The sequence below is a fragment of the Methanobrevibacter sp. TLL-48-HuF1 genome, assembly GCF_023617305.1.
GTDB classification, from domain to species: Archaea; Methanobacteriota; Methanobacteria; order Methanobacteriales; family Methanobacteriaceae; genus Methanocatella; species Methanocatella intestini.
The window spans coordinates 1,385,508-1,405,201 of record NZ_CP081485.1 but is presented as its reverse complement, the minus strand read 5'-3'; the positions used below and the strand labels follow the sequence as shown (position 1 = coordinate 1,405,201).

Genomic DNA, 19,694 nt, shown 5'->3' with positions numbered 1-19,694 from the left:
TAAAATCAAAAATTAATTCAAGAAATAAATAAATTTTTAAAACTCATATAAATTAGTTTATTTCACTAAAAATACCATTATTCAATCATTAAATAAAGATACAAGAAAAAATAATGAGTAAAACAAGAAAAAATTAATAATAAATGAGTTAAAAAGTATCAATGGAGTTTTACATGAAATTAGAAAGTACAAAGATTCAAAGTTTTTTTGCAATATCCGATGGAATATCACTAATGAACATGATATGTGGATTTATCTCAATCCTTTTTGCGATAAATCATAATTTTGAGTCATCAGCTATTTTAATGATAATAGCCATCATGTTTGACTCTGTAGATGGCTGGGTAGCTAGGAAAATTAATAGAAATGATGCATTAAAATTTGGACAAAATATAGACTCCCTTTCAGACGCCATATCATTTGGTGCAGCACCTGCAGTATTTCTCTATACAATTAGCAGCACAATACCCCATAATCTTTCAATAATTCCAACAATCATTAGCTTATTAATTGTAGCTTGTGGTATCTTAAGATTAACCAGATACAATGCAATAGCAGACCACATTCAAACACATGACTTTATAGGATTTCCAATCCCCGGAATAGCCATTATATTAGCTACATTCTATTTAAGCGGATTATTCAATATTTATCTTGCTTTAATATTAATGATTATAGTGTCTTTATTGATGATTAGTAATGTTACATATCCCAAATTTGATAATTTAATTATTATTGGAGTTTCTGTAGTGTTAATTGTGTTAATTATACTTCCAATAAGTCTAACACTCTTTGGCATAAACATACCTGCATTAATACTATTGATATTTTCCTTATATTACCTGTTAATTAATTTAATTAAAATTAATTAAATTACCCATCTACTTTTTTAAATAAAAGTAGAGGTATAAATTAATGATTGACCAAAAACCAAGAGATCCATTATATCCCCAAGGATTTGAGGATATAGATAACCTTAAAAACCGTCAGATTCCACGACTAAAACCCAAAAAAACAGAAGACAATGATTTAAAAATATTAAAATCATTTAATCAGAAATTAGGAAAATATATTGGTCCAAAACCGGAAAATATAATTGAAAATGAAGAAAAGAAAAAAATAGGTATGATAATTACAACTTTAATTATCTTAACTTTGGTAATATCTGCTTATTATTTCTTAATTTATGAACCCTCCCAAGAAGAACTGAATTTAGCAAAAACAACAAAGCTTAATGAACTTCATAATCTGTATACTGGTGCTCTAACAAGTTCAAGTGAAGCTATGATATTGGAAAATGAAATTAACAATGCAAAAAGCAAAAATGAGGTAGAATCCATAAATATATTGTTACCTGCTACTAAAGACTGGAAAGCATTTCATAAAAAGTCCATAAATGCAAATTTAGACCCATATAATAGAACTATGGTGACCTATACTGACAACAATACCAAAAATGCCATAATACCTGCCAGTGAAGCTTTAACTATTGTTGATGAGAATAATGCAGAAGTTCTCTCTAAAATTAAATTTAAAAAACCGAATACGGTATCAGTACCTATTTTAGTTTCAAGACTTCAGGCAGGAGCAGGGCTTGTAAATGTAGGAAGTATTGTTGATATTTATACTAGTTCAAACTATACAGACAATGGAACACCAAATAACCAAACCAGTCCAGATATAAAAGGATGTACTGTGATTTCAATAATGAGATGTGAAGAAAATGGAGAGATTGACAGCGAATACTCAAAAGCAGATACAATTGTCCAAGGAAATAACACAAATCCAAATGAAAACACACAAACTTTTAAATCAAATGTTTTGGAACTTTTAAAAGGTTCAATAATAAACGGATACAATGAAAAACAGACTGCAGAGCTATTGCAGAATTATGGTATAAAATTATCTAATTATGAAAGACAAATTAATCTTGGAGATTTAGATGCCCAATATATGCTGCTTGTTGAAACACCACAAGACAAAGTTAATTTCTTATTAGATAATATGGATCAAATCATATTAACAATTCCAACAACAAGTGCTCCTGCATGGATGGTTAATGAAATAAATTCAACTTATAAAAAATAGGTAAAATATTTTAAACTAAAAAAATAAAAAGTTGATAACATGAATAAACCAAAAATTACAACTTTAGTTGTTATAATTTGTATAATCATATTAGGATTATATGCTGCGGGAGAAGTTAACTATTTCTCATCAAAAATAGCTGTTGAGAAAAATATAGATTCACCTGTTATAAATATACCAACTATTGGAATTGAAGAGAAAATAAATAATGTATCTCTTTCACAAGGTGTTATGCACGATACAAAATCATTTACGCCAACATATGGAGATGTTATACTATCTGGGCACAGAACTCTTCAGGGATCACCATTCTTAAGACTTAATGAATTAAATAACGGAGACATAATTACCTTAGAATGGCCGAGAATAGGGGAAGTAAACTATACCGTCATAAACAAGACTATAGTTGAACCAACTGCACGCATCAATGCTCAAAGTAATGGAACTCACATATATCTGATTACCTGTGACCCAATTGGATCTACTGCCCACAGATTAATTATTGAAGGTGAGTTAAGCAAAGTCGGTCCGATAAATGATGAAATAATTCAAAACAATCCTCATGAATCATATGCATTAATAATAGCTACTGCATTTTTAGTTATAGGATTAATATTTAGTTATTTCTATCCTAAAGACAATAGAATTTACATATTAGCTGCAGTGTTAATTATATCAGCAATATTATTCTATTTCTATGTTTTCCCAATAGATTCCAATATAATTTATGAAAAAATATTATGGCTAAACGGAGGAATGTAAAAGATGGATGTTGATGAAAAATACTTTTCAAATATAACCTCAAGAGAAAGAGCAATATTTGAAGGTGCAATAAGTATGGGAGCATTATTTCACCAATTTGTTGGAACTCCTGTAAATAAAAGTTCTAAAAAAAGTTTAGAAACAAGTATGGAAGAATCATTAAAATTACAGCCAGCTATTGAAGATGTTGATGTTAAAATTAGATTTGACAAACTGGAAGAATCAATGAGCGATTTTGACTACACCTCTTTAACTGGAGATATGCTTGATGTTAAAATATATACAAAAGTAAAGGATGTACAGGCTACAATAAGAATAGAGTTTATTGAGGAGTTGAATTATCCTTTAATGTATGTAGAGGACATCCATTAAATTATTGCAGGTGTTGTATCTACAACACCCACAAACTATTTTTTTTAATCAATTAACTCAAAATTAATCAATTGATCAGTTTCTAAATTCTCATCATACATATTAACAGATGTCTGAGGACCATCATATGTTTTATAATACAATATTCCTTTATCTGTATTATAACAATCTGAATAAATAGTATATTCAAATTTATCAGGTTCTTCCACCAATGTGCATCCTTTCTGCTGTTCTACAGATGCAAGGATATGGAAAAACTGAGACACACTTTCTTTTTCAGAGTCTCCTGAAACAGAATTCTCCTTAACAAAAGAAGCTTTTACAAAACGGGACTGTGAAGAAACATCACCCGGAAGACCAATTGAACCCATTCCCCTACTATAAATAGCCAAATCCAAATTTCCTCCAAATGTATTTTCAGGTGCCTTATTGGATAATGCCATATAATTATTTAAATTAAACAGCTGTTTATCAAAAGGAGGATTGTTTGTTAAAACCCCTACAGGATTATCATAAACATTCAATCCTTCCTTTACAACCTCTACAACAATTGAAGCATTTCTATCTGAAATAATCCAATGAAGTGGAGATGGAGGCAATTGAGTTGAAAATTTCTCATTTGAAATATTTAAATCAACCAATAATCTTTTGGCATCATTTATTGTTTTTGATTGGGATAATATATATGGAATAATTTCAAAAGAAGCTATGTTAACTTTAGACTCATTTAATGGCTTGTAGTCACAATAATCTGGAAAGTTTAATCCACCCATAGCTAATCCTTTCTCATTACATGCATCATAATACAAAGGATATTCATCAATACCTGCAGCTATGCCAATAATCCCATAATGATTTTCAATGTCTTCAGTATCCCGAAATATTAAAGGATAGTTTCTTGGAGTTATAGTTACTCTTTCATTATATGAAATTTCATAGTCAAAATTACGGCCAAAATAATGGCATTTTGTTAAATAATTTGCAGCAGTACACATAATTAACAAACCTCCGTTGTTAACTAATTATGCATAATATATATTTATAGTTAATTGAATTGTAAAAAAAGAGTGAAAATAAAATAATTAATAAATTTCTGCCAAATCATTTAATAAATCAGTTAAATGCTGCTTAGTAATATGATTCATTAAAACCACACGAATAGCTACAGGACATTTAGCTACTGAAACTCTCCATCCTAAATTTTCCAATTTATCTGCCAAATCATGCGCTTCCATATTCGGATGGTTAAATGCTACAATATTTAATTCAGGTTCTACAACAACATCATAACCTATCTTTTCCAATCCTTCTTTAAAATAATGAGTATTATCCATCAGGTTTCCGGCCAGTTTTTCATAGCCTTCATTTCCAAGATATTTCATAATAGCATAAGTAGCTGCAGAAGCTGCTCCAGAACGAGTTCCGACAATTGTTGATTGTGTTTTAACAGTCAGATATGGGGAATCAACAGCCATTACTTCCAAATACTCTTTTTTTCTAAATAAAATTCCGCCTGCAGGAATTGGTGCTAAACCCATTTTATGAGGATCAACAGTAATAGAACAGACCCCAGGTAATGAAAAATCAAAAGGCGGAAATTCATAACCTATTTTTTTTAAAAAAGGTATTGAAAAACCTCCAAATGCAGCATCAACATGGAAATAAATATTATTTTCATAAGCTATTTTAGACAATTCCTCAATAGGATCAACCAAACCTAATTCGGTTGTTCCTGCAATAGCTACAATAGCTACAGTTTTATCAGAAATATTTTCCTTAACTGATTCAACATCTATCTTGTAGTTTTCATCTAATTTAGCTTCAATAATTTTTAAATTCATCATATCGGCAGCTTTTTTAAATGAAAAATGAGCAGAATCCGGAATTATAATTTCTCCATTTTTAATTCCTTTATATTTTCTAGCATGATTTCTTGCTGCTCTCATAGCCATTATATTAGCTTCAGTTCCACCAGTTACAATATTACCATAAGGTTTACTAATCGACAACAATTCACCAATAGAGTTTATAACTTCATCTTCAATGTATTTTGTTCCTTTGAAAAGACCCGGATCTCCCAAATTAGAGTCTAAAAATTTACAATAAACTTCTTTAGCAAATGGATGTGCTTCTGTGCACATAGAACCTAATATTCTACCGTCACTATATTTATGGTCTTTTGATTGAATTTCATCCAATCCTTCAAGTATGTCTTTTTTGGATATTGGTTTATCTTCCATAGTACAACCTTATAAGGTGATATTTTAAAAAAAAATAAAAAAAGAAATAAAATTTATTCTTGAGATTTACGGGCAGCATCAAGAATAATTTTTTTCTCAGCCCTAGCTACAGTTTTTCTAACTTCAGCTACAGCATCTGCATTTGAGGATACACTGGTAATTCCATATCCTACAAGTTTTTCAACAATATGAGGTACACTGCCTGCCTGACCACAGATACTGCAAGTAACACCCGCTTCAACACATTTTTTAATTGTTCTTTCAATTAATTTCATTACAGCAGGGTGTTCTTCAGTATAATGTTTTGCAACAAATTCATTGTTTCGGTCTACTGCAAGAGTATATTGTGTTAAATCATTAGTTCCTAAACTTACGAAATCAACACCAATTTCAAGGTAATCTTCAATAGTTAAAGCTGCTGCAGGTATTTCCACCATCATACCAAAGTCAATGTCTTTATGAGGGATTAAACCTACACTAGCACAAAGTTCTTTTGCCTGTTTAAGTTCAGCAGGACTTTGTGATAATGGAATCATAATTCCTAAATTAGTATAACCTTTATCATAAAGTTTTTTAATAGCTTTGAATTCGCATTTAAGAATTTCAGGTTGGTCAAGTTCCCTTCTGATTCCCCTCCAACCTAACATCGGATTGTGTTCTTCAGGTTCGTTTTCTCCACCTTTTAAAGTGATGAATTCATCAGTTGGTGCATCTAAAGTTCTGTACCATACTGGTTTTGGATAAAATGCATCTGCTACAACCATTACATTTTCTGCAATAGTGTCAATTAATTCATTTTCCCTTCCATCAGCAATGAATTTTCCAGGATGAATACCTGCAGTTAACATTAAATGTTCAGTTCTAAGTAATCCTACACCATCTGCACCAGTAGCTGCTGCTCTTTGAGCTGCTTCAGGCATACTTACATTAGCTTTTACTTCAGTAACCGTTATAATTGGAGCTGCTTCAACATTAGCTGCTGTTGGAGCTGCTTCTTCTTTACTTTCATGGATTCCTTCATAAACTAAACCTTTTTTACCATCTAAAGTAACTCCAACATTTTCTTCTAAAGTAGTTGTAGCTGAACCTGTTCCTACAACACAAGGAATTCCAAGTTCACGGGAAATAATAGATGCATGGCAGGTTACTCCACCTTCATCAGTAATAATTCCGCTAGCTCTTCTCATAGCCGGAACCATATCAGGAGTGGTCATAGTTGTAACCATAATGTCGCCGTCTTTAATTTTATCCAGTTCATCAATGTCTAAAATGATTTTGACTTTACCGGAAGCTGTACCTGGACTTGCTCCAAGACCTTTAACAATGACATTTTTATCACCAACAGCAGAATCTTCACTAGCTGCACCATTGTCATCACCTAAAGTAGTAATTGGTCTTGCCTGTAATAAGAATAAATTACCTTTTTCAAAAGCCCATTCAGTATCCATTGGTTCACCATAATGAGCCTGAATCCTTTTACCCATTTCAGTTAACTCAACAAGCTCTTCATCAGATAAAACTCTTTCGTTTCTTTTATCCTCTGGAACATCTACCCTTACACTAGTTCCGTCTTCGTCTTTTACATACATTAATTTTTTATCACTTATAGTAACACCAATAACTTCGTCATTGCTTTTGTCTACAACATAATTATCAGGAGTTACATCGCCGGATACAACAGCTTCACCAAGACCCCATGATCCTTCAATTAAAGCTATTTCTTCACCGGTAGATGGGTTTACAGTAAACATTACGCCTGCCTTATCTGCAATAGCCATTTTTTGAACAACAACAGCAATGTACACTTTTGAGTGATCAAAACCGTTTTCTTCCCTGTAAAAAATAGCTCTTGCTTCAAATAAAGATGCCCAACATTTCCTTATGTAATCAATTACATCCTCACTACCAGAAACATGTAAAAAAGTATCTTGCTGACCTGCAAATGAAGCATCAGGTAAATCTTCTGCAGTAGCTGAAGAACGAATAGCTACATCAGTATCTTCTTCACCAACTCTCTGACAAAGTTGATTATAAGCTTCAATAATTAAAGTAGACATGTCTTCTGGAACCGGAGTTTCAATGATAATAGATTTAATCTCTTCAGCAGCAGCTTGAAGTTCTTTAGTATTGTTTATATCTGTTTTAGCAAGAATATCCAATACTTTACCGTTAATTCCAGCATCTTCCATGAATTTTCCATAAGTTTCGGCAGTTACTACAAAACCAGGTGGAACAGGAATACCTGCTTGAGTCAATTCTCCCAAGTTAGCTCCTTTTCCCCCTGCAATTCCAATATCAGATTTGCCTAAATCCTCAAATTTTACAACATACATGAATTATAACCTCTTTGGTTTTAAAATGAATTAATATCAATACATTGACAATATGTTCTCAATAAATAAAAAACATATCCAATATTATATTTAATGTATAAATTTCAACACTTAAATATTTAATCAAAAGAAACTGTAAAAAAATGATTGAAAAAAATTAAAAAAAAGAGTAAGTAAAAATTAGTTAAATTTATAAAACTAATTCTTCGCCTTTGTCAACAACAATTCTGCAGGAAACTGGCAATTTCATTCCTGCTCTTTTTAATGCTAATTTAGCATCTTCAAAGTTTTTCTTGTTGGTGTCAATAGTAATAATTCTTTGACCCGCTTTAACAATAGCTTCAACACTGATTGGTTTACCAAATGCATTTCTCATACCACTTTGAACCCTATCTGCTCCTGCACCAGTAGCCATAGGATTTTCCCTTACAATTTGGTGAGGGTAAGTTCTTAATTTTAAGTGGTAACCTAATCTTCCGGCTTTTCTTTGCATAAGTCTGTTAGAAGCAATCCTTGCTGCTTCTAAAGAGTTGTGTCTAATTTGAGCAGGTTTTTTTACAGCTAAACTTACTGAAACTGGAAACTCGTCAGTTAAATTACCCATATCATATTGAACAATTCTTGAATTTGGGGTTTTTCTAATATAATCTCTTCTTGTATAAGCACGAACCATTATAATTCCTCCGAAAATAATACAAACATCTGAAAATATGTTTGATTAAAAAATAGCTATCTATAATAAAATTTATAGTGTATCTCTAAATAGCTATGTAAAAATTATATATAATAAATATATAGAATACTTAAATATTTAAACTTAGTTATTAATAAATGTTATCCTATTTGAAAAATTAGAAAAATTATTTATTTAAAATAAATTTTGTTCTTTCCAATAATTTTTCAACAAAAGGAGTTGCAGGATGATTTAACACCTCATCTGGAGTATCAAACTGATGAATAATTCCATCCTGCATAACCAACACTTTATCTGCCAAATATAATGCTTCCCGAATATCATGAGTAACAAACATTACTGTAATTTTGGTTTTTTCATGGATTTCTTTCATTTCCTTTTGTAATTGTGTTCTTGTTATCTCATCAACAGCACTAAATGGCTCATCCATCAATAAAATAGCTGGTGATGCTGCAAGTGCTCTTGCAATACCTACTCTTTGCTGCTGACCTCCAGAGAGTTCATGAGGATATCTGTTTAAAATAGATGAATCCAGTCCAACAATATTCAACCATTTATAAATGGCTTCGTCGATTTTTTCACTATCTTTTTCATGAATCAAATTAGGAACATAAGCAATGTTTTCCTTAACATTTAAATGGGGAAACAGCATTGTTCCCTGAATTGCATATCCAATTTTTCTCCTTAACTTAACACGGTCTGATTTAGAAACATCCATTCCATTTACAATGATACTGCCTTCATCAGGGGTGATTAATCCATTAATCATTTTTAAAACTGTAGTCTTTCCACATCCTGAACTACCAATCATTGTAACAAAATCCCCTTTTTCAACATTTAAATTGAAATTGTCTATTGAAAAATCACTATCGCGATAATGTTTACCTATATTTTTAAATTCAATGATTGAACTCATATAATCACCTCATATCAAATGTTTACTTACTAAAAAGTCATGAGCTACATCTGAAGGGTCTTTTCCTTCAACATCAACTTCATAATTCATATGTTTCATGTCCTCTGTTGAAACATTACCAGTTAAATAATCAAGTGCATCAGCTACTTCCGGATGATCTATTAAAGTTTGTTGATTTATTACTGTTCCTCCATAGTATGAAGGATAGAAATTCTTATCATCTTCCAAAACTACAATATTGGAGTTTTCCAAACGCCCGTCAGTTGTATAAATGTCAATTACATCAACCTGACCCTGTTTAACTGCATCATATTTAAGACTTACATCCAAATCCATTGTATCTTTAAAGTTCAACCCATAAGCATCACAGATTGCATCATAACCGTCTTCACGTGCATAAAAATCAGATTCCGCTCCGAAAGATAATTGATTAGAAACTTTAGCCAAATCAGAGTAAGTTGTTAAGTTATATTTATCTGCAACTTCTTTTGTAACTCCTATTCCATAAGTATCTTCAAAACCGTACTTATTATACCACGTCATATTATAATTATCTTCATAATATGAATTCAACTCATTAAATTGAGTTTCATTATATGTGCTGTTTTTATGTAAAATACTTAACCAAGCTACTCCAGTATATTCAGGATATAAATCAAAATCCCCTGATTCCATACCACTATGAATTGTACCTGATCCTCCAGCTACTCCAGAAGTAAGTTCTACATTTAAATCCGTGTGTGCTTCAATAACTTGTTTTAAAAGCTCTCCAGTAATGTATTCTTCAGTATATGCCTTACTTGCAATATGAATTGTGTTTGCAGGATTTTCCTCATGTGCAATATATCCTCCAAGAAGAATGCAAATAATAACTATGCAAGCAAGCACTTTTTTATTTTTGAAATATTTGAAGAATTTAGGTCTTTTTGCACCAGGTGCAGATATTTTTTCAAAGTATCCCAATATCAAATCAATACCTATTGCTAAAACAGAAATCAGTACACTTCCTGCAACAATCAAAGGCATGTTATTTGTAGTGATACCTCTGTAAATAGCTACCCCCAAACCTCCGGCACCAATAAATGATGCAATACCTGCTAAAGCAATTGTCATAACAGACATGTTACGAATTGCAGACATAATATGTGGCAAAGCCAATGGCAATTTAATTTTTAATAAGATTTGAAGATCAGTACTGCCCATTCCTTTTGCAGCTTCAATAATCTTACCATCAATAGTTCGAATCCCAGTATATGTATTTCTAACCATAGGCAATAATCCATAAATAGTTAAAGCTATAACTGCACTGGTATTACCTACTCCTGAAACTGGAATTAAAAATCCGAATAATGCTATTGACGGAATTGTATAAATAAGATTAACAATTGCTAAAATCCATTTATTTTTCGGATACTCACTTATAAAAATACCCAAACCCAATCCAAGTATTATTGCTAAAATAACCGAAATTAAAGAAATTTCCAAATGCTGAATCATTAAATTAGTAAAAAAATCACTTTGATTAACAATCAATGACCATGTTTCAGACAACATTTATTTCACCTGCCAATATAACCACTGTTGAATAAAAAGCAATTTATTTCGTTATATAATCCAAACTATTACAAAAGAAATATTAAACATTAAATAATATTCAACAAAAAGTATTAAAATAATACAGTAATTATAGAAATTAATAAATTAAATATAATTATTTATAATAGCAAAGTAGATAAATGTTACGATTAAGTAAAAAATACTTAAAAATATTAAATAGTTTAAAAAACATAAATTTTAGAGATGAAAATAAAAGGAAAACTGCAACTTAAATACAAAAATTCAAAGATTGCTGAAACTGTTTATGAATCTTTAGAAGTTGACAATATTGGATTTTTAGATTCAAAGTTGAAAAATGACACAATTGAATACAACTTAGACAATAATTCACTTGAAAGTTTTTTATCAACAGCTGATGATTTAATAGCATCTGAAATTGTTGTAGAAAAAATTCTTGAAACAACAAAAAAAGAATAAAAAAACCATTCACTTATTTAAAAACTCAATTTATAATGGCCTATTAAACATTTTAACTATATAATAGGAACTTTTATATAAACAAAAAATATAAATATATTTTATAAATAATTTCTTGATTTATTAAATACAAAATTAGAGAGTGTATATTTATGGAATGTTACTATCATCCAAACAAAGAAGGTGTTAATACTTGTGCCATCTGTGGAAAATCTGTATGTGAAGAATGCAGTTTAGAAATTGCCGGCAAAATGTATTGTAAAGAATGTTTGGAAAAAATTGTAGGAATTGGATTAAATAATAAAACTAATGAACAAAAAGAAACACAAAATATAGCTAGCCAAAATGTTGAAAAAAAATCAGAACCTGTAAGGCTTGGTAAAAAAGAAGAACCTCAAGTTTATGATGAATCTATTTACCAGCCTCCAAAAGAAGAAAAAGCTATTTTTGCCAGTGATTTAAGCAGTAATTTAGATCAAAGTAATGAAAATATTTATGCAGGAGATTTGCAAGAAGAATCTTCTGTTTATAATACTTCACCGCAACAAGATTATTATCCTAAAGAAGAAGTATTTAATAAACCTATTGCAGATGATTCCCCATATAATATAAAAGGAATGAGCTATTCTAAAGAAGTTAATGAAACACCAGAATCATACTTTAGAAAAGAAAGCGCACCTTACTTAGAACCATCTAATAATATAAATCAAGATCAAAGTATGGGTCAAAACATTATTGAAAATCAACAACAAACATTAAGACAACAACCACAAAGTGCTCAAAACGAATTTGATTACTATCCGCAAGAACAAATAGCACCACAACAACAAGCACCTCAAGATTACATTTATCCGGACCATACTTACGAGCCTGAAGAAACAAGCGCAAGACAAGCTTTAGAGGAAAAATACGAAAGATATTTGGATGACTTGTACTTTGATGAAACAGAAGTTCCTTTAGAAGAACAATTAGCTAAAGATGAAGAAGAATACGGTTCATTAACTAAAAAACCATATGTTCCACAAACACCACAACCAACAGAAAAAGAATATAATCAGCAAATAATTGAAGAACCTGCTTATGTTCCTCAACAAATGGAAAGACAAGCATACAATCCGCAAGCTAATGAAAACCAAATGTATGCACAACAACAAAATTACTACCAACAAGAACCTCAAATAAGACAACCACATAGAAGTTATGAAGAAGAACAAGAATTAGACAGACAAATACGTGATCAATTAAACATCCGCAGAGAACAACCTAAAAAATCCAAAAAACCTATTCATAACATCAGATATGAAGATGAAAAAGAACCTTTCGGAATTGTAGATATTATATTAACTATCATATTAATAATAGCTATTATAATTGTATTATTCTACATTGTATACTTATTCTTCTTAACTAATAGCTATCCTACATTTTTAGATGCTGTATTTGGTCTTCAAGACCCTGGAGAATTAATAGGTAATTTAATGAAATAATTCAATTTCATTATTTACTTTTTTTCTAAATTTTTCTAAAACTTCACCATTCTTATAATCCAGCACCCTAATTTTTGCAGGATAATTTTCAATATATTCTGAAATTACTTTTTTGGAAATGGGAATTTCCAGAATACTGAGTATTCTTTCACTAAAATGTGTTGAAAAACCTCTTCCAATAACTTTTTGAACCTCTTCAACATTATCAAAAGGAGAATTATTAAAAATAGTATTAGCCAATCTTTCATTAAACATGTTTAAACCAGCCAAATCATCAAAATCAAAAGTATTTACAGTATTTAAAATAGCTTCTTCATCCCTAACATTATAAATCAGATTATCATTAGCTATTTCATGTTTTAAAACTTCAATTGTTTTATCAGGCATCATGTCCTTAACCTTATCAAAATTATTTTCAGCAATAGAGCGCCTGATTAAAGTTCCGCTTACGCCTCCAATCCGTTTTACAAAAATAAACTTATTTTCATAATCAAAGTTGATTTTACTTAAAGAATTTGAAAAGGAAGCTATGACATAATTATCCTCTTCAAGCTTATCTCTTAGGAGAACTTCGTTAACTGTTTTATCAATTATTTTATAAGGTTTTGGAGCTATCCAATGACCTTCAGATATTCTGTCCATTATTAAATCAAAATTTGGAACTTCCTTATAACCTCTTGGAATATAATCTGTGTTTAAAGCTTTAAACATTTTAGCCAATGACAGAGAATACTGGCCGGAACCCATAATTCCCATAGGCGGACCTTCAACAACAACATCTGCACCTACTGAAATAGCTATTTTTGCTCTAATTTCACGTGGCAATATATATGGAATACCTCGTCCACTCCGCTCAAATAGTCCTGGAACAATAGCTACAAATAATGCATCTGGAACTTGTGACTTTGCAACTTTCATGCAATGAAAATGACCATTATGTAAAGGATTATACTCAGTAAAGTCGGCGATTAATTTCGTTTCAGAATTATTATCTGAACTTTTAGAAGTTATATCCAAATCACTGAAAAACAATTCCTCATCACGCCTAAGAATATCTTCAGTTAATGACATGAATTATAATATGAAATTTAAACTAAATAAGGATATATGTAAAAAAAGAAAAAGTTAAGAGAATTGTGAATTCTCTTTAAGAACTGATTTTTATTGTGTTTCCTGTTTGGAAGTCATTCCAGTAGGAAGTTATGATGTATTCGCCGCTCATTAATCTGATTCCTAAGCTTGCAATACCATCTTTATTAGTAACTTTGTGATAGAATACACCATTTACGTTAAATGATACATTTTGGTTAGCTAATGGTTTACCTTGACCATCTAAAGTTAAAGCAGTGAAATTGCTGCCGTCAAGGTACTTCATGGAGAGATCTTTTGTTACTAAAGTTGGTAAGACAGTGACTTTGTTTCCAATATCCAATCCGTCATACATTGTTGTAATGGTATAGTTTCCTGGTCTTAAACTGATTCCTAAGCTTGCAACACCATTTTCATCTGTTTTTTTGTGATAGAACACACCGTTGATGTTAAAGGTTACATTCTTGTTTACTGCTAAAGATCCGTCTTTGTTGTAGACAGTTGCTTCAAATCTGGAAGCATTTAAGTAATATTTGGTTAAATCGTTTTGCATGATTAATGATTTTACAGTTATGTTAAATCCTTTTTCTTCACCTGTTACAGGGTTGTAAGCAGTTAAAATGTAAGATCCAGGTCTTAACATAATGCCTAAATCAGCCATACCATCTTTATCAGTCTTTTTGGTATAGAAAACACCATTAATATTAAATCTGATTTCTGTGTTAGCCAGTGCTTTTCCAGTGCTGTCAGTGAATTTAGCATGGAATCTGGTATCATTTTGATACATTTTAACCAAATCATCAGCTACAATTGTCGGATTAATAGTTACAGTAATGTTTTTAGATACATTATTATACACTTCTGAACCATTATATGAAACAGTAGTTCCATATACACCAGACACTAAATTAAGTCCCATAGAAGCAGTACCGTTAGCATCAGTAGATTTAGCATAAGTTTTACCATTAATAGTAAAGTATACAGTAGCATTAGCTATAGGATTGCCTTTAATATCAGTTAAAACAGCAACCATTTTAGTACCATCATGATAAATCATCACAATATCTGAAATGTTTAAATCAACTTTCATTGGAGTAACAGTTAAATTAAATACATTATTAGAAACCTCATAAGTTTTATCTCCTGAATAGGTAACATTTACTTTGTAATCACCAGCAATTAAAGAGTTGATTTTTACAGTAGCTACTCCACCAGTTACATTTACTTTGTATGAATCTTTTCCAATAGTAACATTGACAACACCAGTTGCATCTTCAGGTAAAATTATAACAAGAGTTGAATTCTCACCAGCAATGATTTCAGTGTTGTTTAAAGTTATATTATAATCAGAAATTTTACCGATTGAAAAAGTTTTAGTAATGTTGGTTGAGTTATATTTAGCATTACCATTATAAATTACAGTAACATTATAATCTCCAGCACCTAAAACTCCCAAATCATGAACAATAGTTTGTGAAGCATTGAAATTAATAGTTTCAGATTTTCCATTAAACTTAATAGTTACATTACCATAAGCATCAAATGGTAAAACATTAATTTTAATTGTAGCATTTTCATTTATATTAGCAATTACATCTACATCAATAGAAGCTCCGGTAGGAGTGTTGTTTTCTATTATAGTATCATTGATTTTTGTAGTAACTGCATTATTTCCATAATAAGTTTTAGAAATAATATAATTGTTAGTTATAGAATTATTGGTACCTGCAGAAACATATATACCATAATCTTTATCAGAAATAACTAAATTATCGAAAACAGTAGCATTGTTTGCTCCATTAATTTGAATTCCATAACCAGTAGCATTAATCATATTCTTTTCAATTACTGCAGTTTCTTTTCCAAGCAAAATTCCAATATAATCTGAGTTTATAGTATTACCTTCAATGATAAATGTAGCATTACTCCTAGTAGATCCTACCTCAATTGCAGTTTTTGTATTAACAAAAGTGTTGCCAGTTAAAATTATTTTTTCCACATTACCTTGAATACTGACACATTTCATTGCATCAGATACTAAATTACCAGTAAATGTGTTTTGACCAACAGCATATTTATCATTAGCCATTATTCTAATACCCCAGCACATTGCACTACTCATACCAGAAGTTCCATTTAAATAATTATTTTCAAATACATTAAACTCACTGATACCAGAAGTTAATGTAACACCTGGAACTGAGTATAAGAAATAAATAAGATTAGCAGAAGCAGAAAGTATATTATTATTAGATACATTATTATAACTTGATGCAACTACTAAAAAAGTAGATTTACCTCCAAACATACCAGGATTTTCTTTTATTGTACTTAAAGTATTATTTCTAATATTACAATATGTTGCATTTGCTAAAGCAATAGCAAAGTTTGCTGATGAGTGAACATAAGAATTAATAACATTTATACTTTTAGTATGTTGAATTAAAATTGGTATTAACTGAATCTTATTATTATTCACCCATTGTGTAACATTATTTTCAATAGTAATACCATCAACAGTTGCACCTTCACTTCCTGGAACAAAATTAAAACCAACATTAGTTAAAGTAATATTTGAACCAGCAGGCAAGATAGTTAAGTTTTTATTTATTACAAAATATTTATCAGATACATTATCAAATTTTAAAACATCCCCTTCACTGAAAGGAGCATCTTCTAATATATCACCAGTCATATTATTAAAATATGTTTCATAATTGTCATTTGTTATTGTATATTCATTATTATCATTAGTACCAATTTGACCATCCATAATAATTGAATCTACAGGAATATCATCAATATTAATTGATTCAACAGTGCTGTTTACATCTTCAGCAGCACTTACAGCACCAATTGAAATGATAAACATTAAAGACAATATCATTAAATATTTAAAATTCATTAATGAATTTCCTCCATTTTAATTTAATCAAAAATATTAGTAAAAATATCAACTATTTTTGACAATTTAATATATTGAACTTAATATATTTAAACTCACTGATAAAACAATAAAAAAACAGATATATTGCCATGTTAAACATATTAGTTAATGTGACTAAAAAAAAATAAAAAAAGGTTTAAAAATTATTTTTTCTTATATCCAATAGCAAGTAATGCAAATATAGCTATAATAACTACAATAATAAGAATTAAATAATTATTATTTTCAATATTTTTAGAAACATTGCTTTTTTCAATTTCATGAGCTTTTGGTGAAGAAGAATGACTATTTGAAATTGGAATAGATTGACCAGCGCCAACATTTGATTTTGTAGATTTAGATTCAATAGGATTTCCACTATCACACCCAGGAGTTTCTTTAGATGAAGTTAATTTGTCTAAAATATCATCAACATCAGAATTAATACTTGAATCAGTAGAATTACTTTCAATATTATCCTCATTGTGATTTTTATTATTGTTTTCAGAAGTAGAATTATCTGAGATATCAGTACCATTAGAAGTACTATTATCTACAACAGTAGAATTATCAGGAACATCAGTACTATTAGATGGTTTATCTTCCACAGGAGGTTGATATTTTTTATTAAAAGAATCGAAAATATTTTTAATAATCTCTTGAATCATATCAAAAATAGGATTACTATCATCTCCATATTTTTCATTTGCATAATCTTTTAAAGTAGAAGCATTATTTTTAAATTGAGTATAATCTTGGATATTTCCAGTGTAATCTGTAATTTGATTTTCACCAAATATAACATCATTAAAGTAATAGAAATCACTGTCTGTTTTAAATAATAATCCCATAGTATTTTCAATAATATTTCCAATAATTTCAAACTTAGAATTATCTAAATCAAAGACACTGCCTCCATTAAGAGTATTATTACCAAAATAGTTATTTGAAACTTTAACTGTAGGCATTGATGCAGATATCAATCCTGATCTATTAAAAATTTCATTATTTATAAAGAAATTTCCTTCAATTACAACCTCATCATCATAATGAGATTTGATGAAAATTATTCCGCCACATGATCCTTTAATATCACCCATATTAGACTTCAAACCATCAAATATGTTTCCTTTAATTAAAGTCCTATTTGTATTTAAATCAATTCCAGTTCCAAAATTAACTGAATTTCCACCTTTAAAATAATTATTTGTAATATTAAGATCATTTCCAATATATGTATGAATACCCATACTATTATTAATAAATATATTACTGTCTATATTCACCATACTAGCATTATGTAAATATATTCCTATGAAAGAATTGTTAAATATATTATTCCTAATAGTTACATTAGACTCCTCAGTAACATAGTTTTCTGGGAATGCCTCTAAAAATCCTTCATAAGCAATTCCATTACCATTTTCAAAATAATTATATTCAATAACTTCATGCCCTCCTTTAGAAATGAAAATATTAGCACCATCCAACATTTTATTTCCACCAGTATTATTAATAAAAGTATTATTGAAAAATACTGTACTATGACCACGAACATAAATAGATATACCTAAACTATGTTTTGATGCACTGTTATTTAAGAAATAATTATTTGCAATATAACTATTATTACCTACAATATATAATACAGGATTATAAGCACTATTATTTAAAAAAGTATTATTAATAGCTGTTACTTTTAAGGTATAAACAGAAGAAAGACCCTCATTTGATATTTTAAGTTTCAAATAAGAAGATGCCATTGAGTATATCTCATTAGAATCAAATAAGTTATTTATAAGTGTAGATTCTGGAGATATTGTGTAAATTGCAGATGCATATTTCCAATTTAATTGCGTACCCTGATTTTTAGTATAACCATAAATAAAATTTTTACCAAAAACAGAATTTCCAACAGTTAAATTTCCACCACAATCATAAATAGCTCCGCCATATTGAATTCCATTTTCATACCAATCTTTATTATACAATCCATTATGAACAAACTTAGAATTAATAACTTTTAAATTAAATCCACTATTAAAAACTGCTCCACCTTTTAATTCACCGTTTCTGATAGTTCCCAAATTATTAGCAAAATAGGAATTTTGAATAATTAAATTATCTTGAAGATTATATATGGCTCCACCACTAACTGAAACCGTGTTAGATTCAAATGTACAATTATTTAAAATCATGGTCCCATTATTGTAAATAGCACCACCAAAAGTTGCTTTATTATTTACAAAAGTACAATTATTTAATATTAAAGTACCTTCATTGTAAATAGCACCACCATTGATTCCTTTAGCATTTGTTAAATTCAAGTTAGATAAAGTTAACTTACCATTACTAGAAATATTAAAAATAGTATTTTTATTATTGGCTGAAATAGTAGCACCATTTTCAGAACTAATTGAAACATCATCATCAATTAAAATAGTATTATCAACAATATAATTAGAATCATCTAAGACAACATTACTGTCCAAAGTCATATTATTCAAAGAATCAACTGCAGAAACTGAATTAATACACAAAACAAACAACAATCCTAAAAATAAAAATTTTAATTTACAATCCATTTACTTTTCACCTCCATTTAAATTCATAAATAGTCAAATAAATAGGACTATCAATTAATCTATTAAACTACACCATATTTAAAACTTTTATATGAATAATAAAAATATCATATTTAAAAAAAAGAAGATAAAAAGACCAAATAAATAATATAAAAAAAGAAAATTAAG

General features: G+C 29.5%; 15 protein-coding genes. 6 read left to right on the top strand and 9 right to left on the bottom strand.

Annotation, left to right across the window (positions count from 1 at the left end; all coding sequences use genetic code 11):
* Window positions 1–173 precede the first annotated feature (173 nt).
* From K4897_RS06565 to K4897_RS06550, 4 genes are read left to right on the top strand one after another with little or no spacing between them, the layout of a single operon-like run.
* Entirely contained in the window at window positions 174–872 is a 699-nt protein-coding gene (locus tag K4897_RS06565; protein WP_019264877.1) for an archaetidylserine synthase, read from the top strand.
* A 43-nt stretch (window positions 873–915) separates the two neighbouring features.
* A complete protein-coding gene (locus K4897_RS06560) occupies window positions 916–2,088 on the top strand; it encodes a hypothetical protein (protein ID WP_250415762.1) in 1,173 nt (390 codons plus the stop codon).
* A 39-nt stretch (window positions 2,089–2,127) separates the two neighbouring features.
* The gene (locus tag K4897_RS06555; protein WP_250415760.1) at window positions 2,128–2,850 is read left to right on the top strand and encodes a class E sortase; all 723 of its coding nucleotides are present in this window, start codon (window positions 2,128–2,130) and stop codon (window positions 2,848–2,850) included.
* Between the two features lie 3 nt (window positions 2,851–2,853).
* Window positions 2,854–3,222 (top strand): dihydroneopterin aldolase family protein, encoded by a 369-nt coding sequence (locus K4897_RS06550; protein WP_019264880.1) that lies wholly within the window; start codon window positions 2,854–2,856, stop codon window positions 3,220–3,222.
* A 44-nt stretch (window positions 3,223–3,266) separates the two neighbouring features.
* On the opposite strand, the gene bsh is transcribed toward K4897_RS06550, so the two are convergent.
* From bsh to K4897_RS06520, 6 genes are all read right to left on the bottom strand, one after another.
* Window positions 3,267–4,217, bottom strand: coding sequence for a choloylglycine hydrolase (gene bsh / locus K4897_RS06545; RefSeq protein ID WP_250415758.1), 951 nt, complete (start codon window positions 4,215–4,217; stop codon window positions 3,267–3,269).
* 87 nt (window positions 4,218–4,304) lie between these two features.
* Window positions 4,305–5,462 (bottom strand): tyrosine decarboxylase MfnA, encoded by a 1,158-nt coding sequence (gene mfnA, locus K4897_RS06540; protein WP_250415756.1) that lies wholly within the window; start codon window positions 5,460–5,462, stop codon window positions 4,305–4,307.
* Window positions 5,463–5,515: 53 nt separating this feature from the next.
* Window positions 5,516–7,795, bottom strand: a complete 2,280-nt coding sequence (gene ppsA, locus K4897_RS06535) for a phosphoenolpyruvate synthase (RefSeq protein WP_250415754.1) — start codon at window positions 7,793–7,795, stop codon at window positions 5,516–5,518.
* Window positions 7,796–7,985: 190 nt separating this feature from the next.
* Window positions 7,986–8,468, bottom strand: a complete 483-nt coding sequence (gene rplJ, locus K4897_RS06530; protein ID WP_004032946.1) for a 50S ribosomal protein L16 — start codon at window positions 8,466–8,468, stop codon at window positions 7,986–7,988.
* A gap of 187 nt (window positions 8,469–8,655) precedes the next feature.
* The gene (locus tag K4897_RS06525) at window positions 8,656–9,405 is read right to left on the bottom strand and encodes an ABC transporter ATP-binding protein (protein ID WP_250415753.1); all 750 of its coding nucleotides are present in this window, start codon (window positions 9,403–9,405) and stop codon (window positions 8,656–8,658) included.
* Between the two features lie 9 nt (window positions 9,406–9,414).
* Window positions 9,415–10,959, bottom strand: coding sequence for a glycine betaine ABC transporter substrate-binding protein (locus K4897_RS06520; protein ID WP_250415751.1), 1,545 nt, complete (start codon window positions 10,957–10,959; stop codon window positions 9,415–9,417).
* A gap of 246 nt (window positions 10,960–11,205) precedes the next feature.
* On the opposite strand from K4897_RS06520, the gene K4897_RS06515 reads away from it, so the two are divergent.
* Both K4897_RS06515 and K4897_RS06510 read left to right on the top strand, forming a co-directional pair.
* Entirely contained in the window at window positions 11,206–11,439 is a 234-nt protein-coding gene (locus K4897_RS06515; protein WP_004032943.1) for a KEOPS complex subunit Pcc1, read from the top strand.
* Window positions 11,440–11,591: 152 nt separating this feature from the next.
* Window positions 11,592–12,926 carry an ATPase gene (locus K4897_RS06510; RefSeq protein ID WP_019264885.1) on the top strand — a complete coding sequence of 445 codons (1,335 nt, stop codon included), beginning with the start codon at window positions 11,592–11,594 and terminating at the stop codon, window positions 12,924–12,926.
* Here K4897_RS06510 and K4897_RS06505 read toward each other — a convergent pair.
* The 3 genes from K4897_RS06505 to K4897_RS06495 form a co-directional block, all read right to left on the bottom strand.
* Window positions 12,915–13,997 carry a nucleotidyltransferase family protein gene (locus K4897_RS06505; protein WP_250415749.1) on the bottom strand — a complete coding sequence of 361 codons (1,083 nt, stop codon included), beginning with the start codon at window positions 13,995–13,997 and terminating at the stop codon, window positions 12,915–12,917. The two genes, K4897_RS06510 and K4897_RS06505, sit on opposite strands and share 12 nt — an antisense overlap.
* Window positions 13,998–14,073: 76 nt before the next feature.
* Window positions 14,074–16,920 carry a NosD domain-containing protein gene (locus K4897_RS06500; RefSeq protein ID WP_250415748.1) on the bottom strand — a complete coding sequence of 949 codons (2,847 nt, stop codon included), beginning with the start codon at window positions 16,918–16,920 and terminating at the stop codon, window positions 14,074–14,076.
* 185 nt (window positions 16,921–17,105) lie between these two features.
* A complete protein-coding gene (locus K4897_RS06495; protein WP_004032939.1) occupies window positions 17,106–19,526 on the bottom strand; it encodes a right-handed parallel beta-helix repeat-containing protein in 2,421 nt (806 codons plus the stop codon).
* Window positions 19,527–19,694: the final 168 nt, after the last annotated feature.

Bases quoted from the DNA above. Each gene is read 5' to 3' on its own strand.
- K4897_RS06525 (WP_250415753.1), bottom strand. From the start codon at position 9,405: ATGAGTTCAATCATTGAATTTAAAAATATAGGTAAACATTATCGCGAT.
- rplJ (WP_004032946.1), bottom strand. From the start codon at position 8,468: ATGGTTCGTGCTTATACAAGAAGAGATTATATTAGAAAAACCCCAAAT.
- K4897_RS06555 (WP_250415760.1), top strand. From the start codon at position 2,128: ATGAATAAACCAAAAATTACAACTTTAGTTGTTATAATTTGTATAATC.
- K4897_RS06560 (WP_250415762.1), top strand. From the start codon at position 916: ATGATTGACCAAAAACCAAGAGATCCATTATATCCCCAAGGATTTGAG.
- K4897_RS06500 (WP_250415748.1), bottom strand. From the start codon at position 16,920: ATGAATTTTAAATATTTAATGATATTGTCTTTAATGTTTATCATTTCA.
- mfnA (WP_250415756.1), bottom strand. From the start codon at position 5,462: ATGGAAGATAAACCAATATCCAAAAAAGACATACTTGAAGGATTGGAT.
- K4897_RS06505 (WP_250415749.1), bottom strand. From the start codon at position 13,997: ATGTCATTAACTGAAGATATTCTTAGGCGTGATGAGGAATTGTTTTTC.
- bsh (WP_250415758.1), bottom strand. From the start codon at position 4,217: ATGTGTACTGCTGCAAATTATTTAACAAAATGCCATTATTTTGGCCGT.
- K4897_RS06510 (WP_019264885.1), top strand. From the start codon at position 11,592: ATGGAATGTTACTATCATCCAAACAAAGAAGGTGTTAATACTTGTGCC.
- K4897_RS06520 (WP_250415751.1), bottom strand. From the start codon at position 10,959: ATGTTGTCTGAAACATGGTCATTGATTGTTAATCAAAGTGATTTTTTT.
- K4897_RS06550 (WP_019264880.1), top strand. From the start codon at position 2,854: ATGGATGTTGATGAAAAATACTTTTCAAATATAACCTCAAGAGAAAGA.
- ppsA (WP_250415754.1), bottom strand. From the start codon at position 7,795: ATGTATGTTGTAAAATTTGAGGATTTAGGCAAATCTGATATTGGAATT.
- K4897_RS06515 (WP_004032943.1), top strand. From the start codon at position 11,206: ATGAAAATAAAAGGAAAACTGCAACTTAAATACAAAAATTCAAAGATT.
- K4897_RS06565 (WP_019264877.1), top strand. From the start codon at position 174: ATGAAATTAGAAAGTACAAAGATTCAAAGTTTTTTTGCAATATCCGAT.
- K4897_RS06495 (WP_004032939.1), bottom strand. From the start codon at position 19,526: ATGGATTGTAAATTAAAATTTTTATTTTTAGGATTGTTGTTTGTTTTG.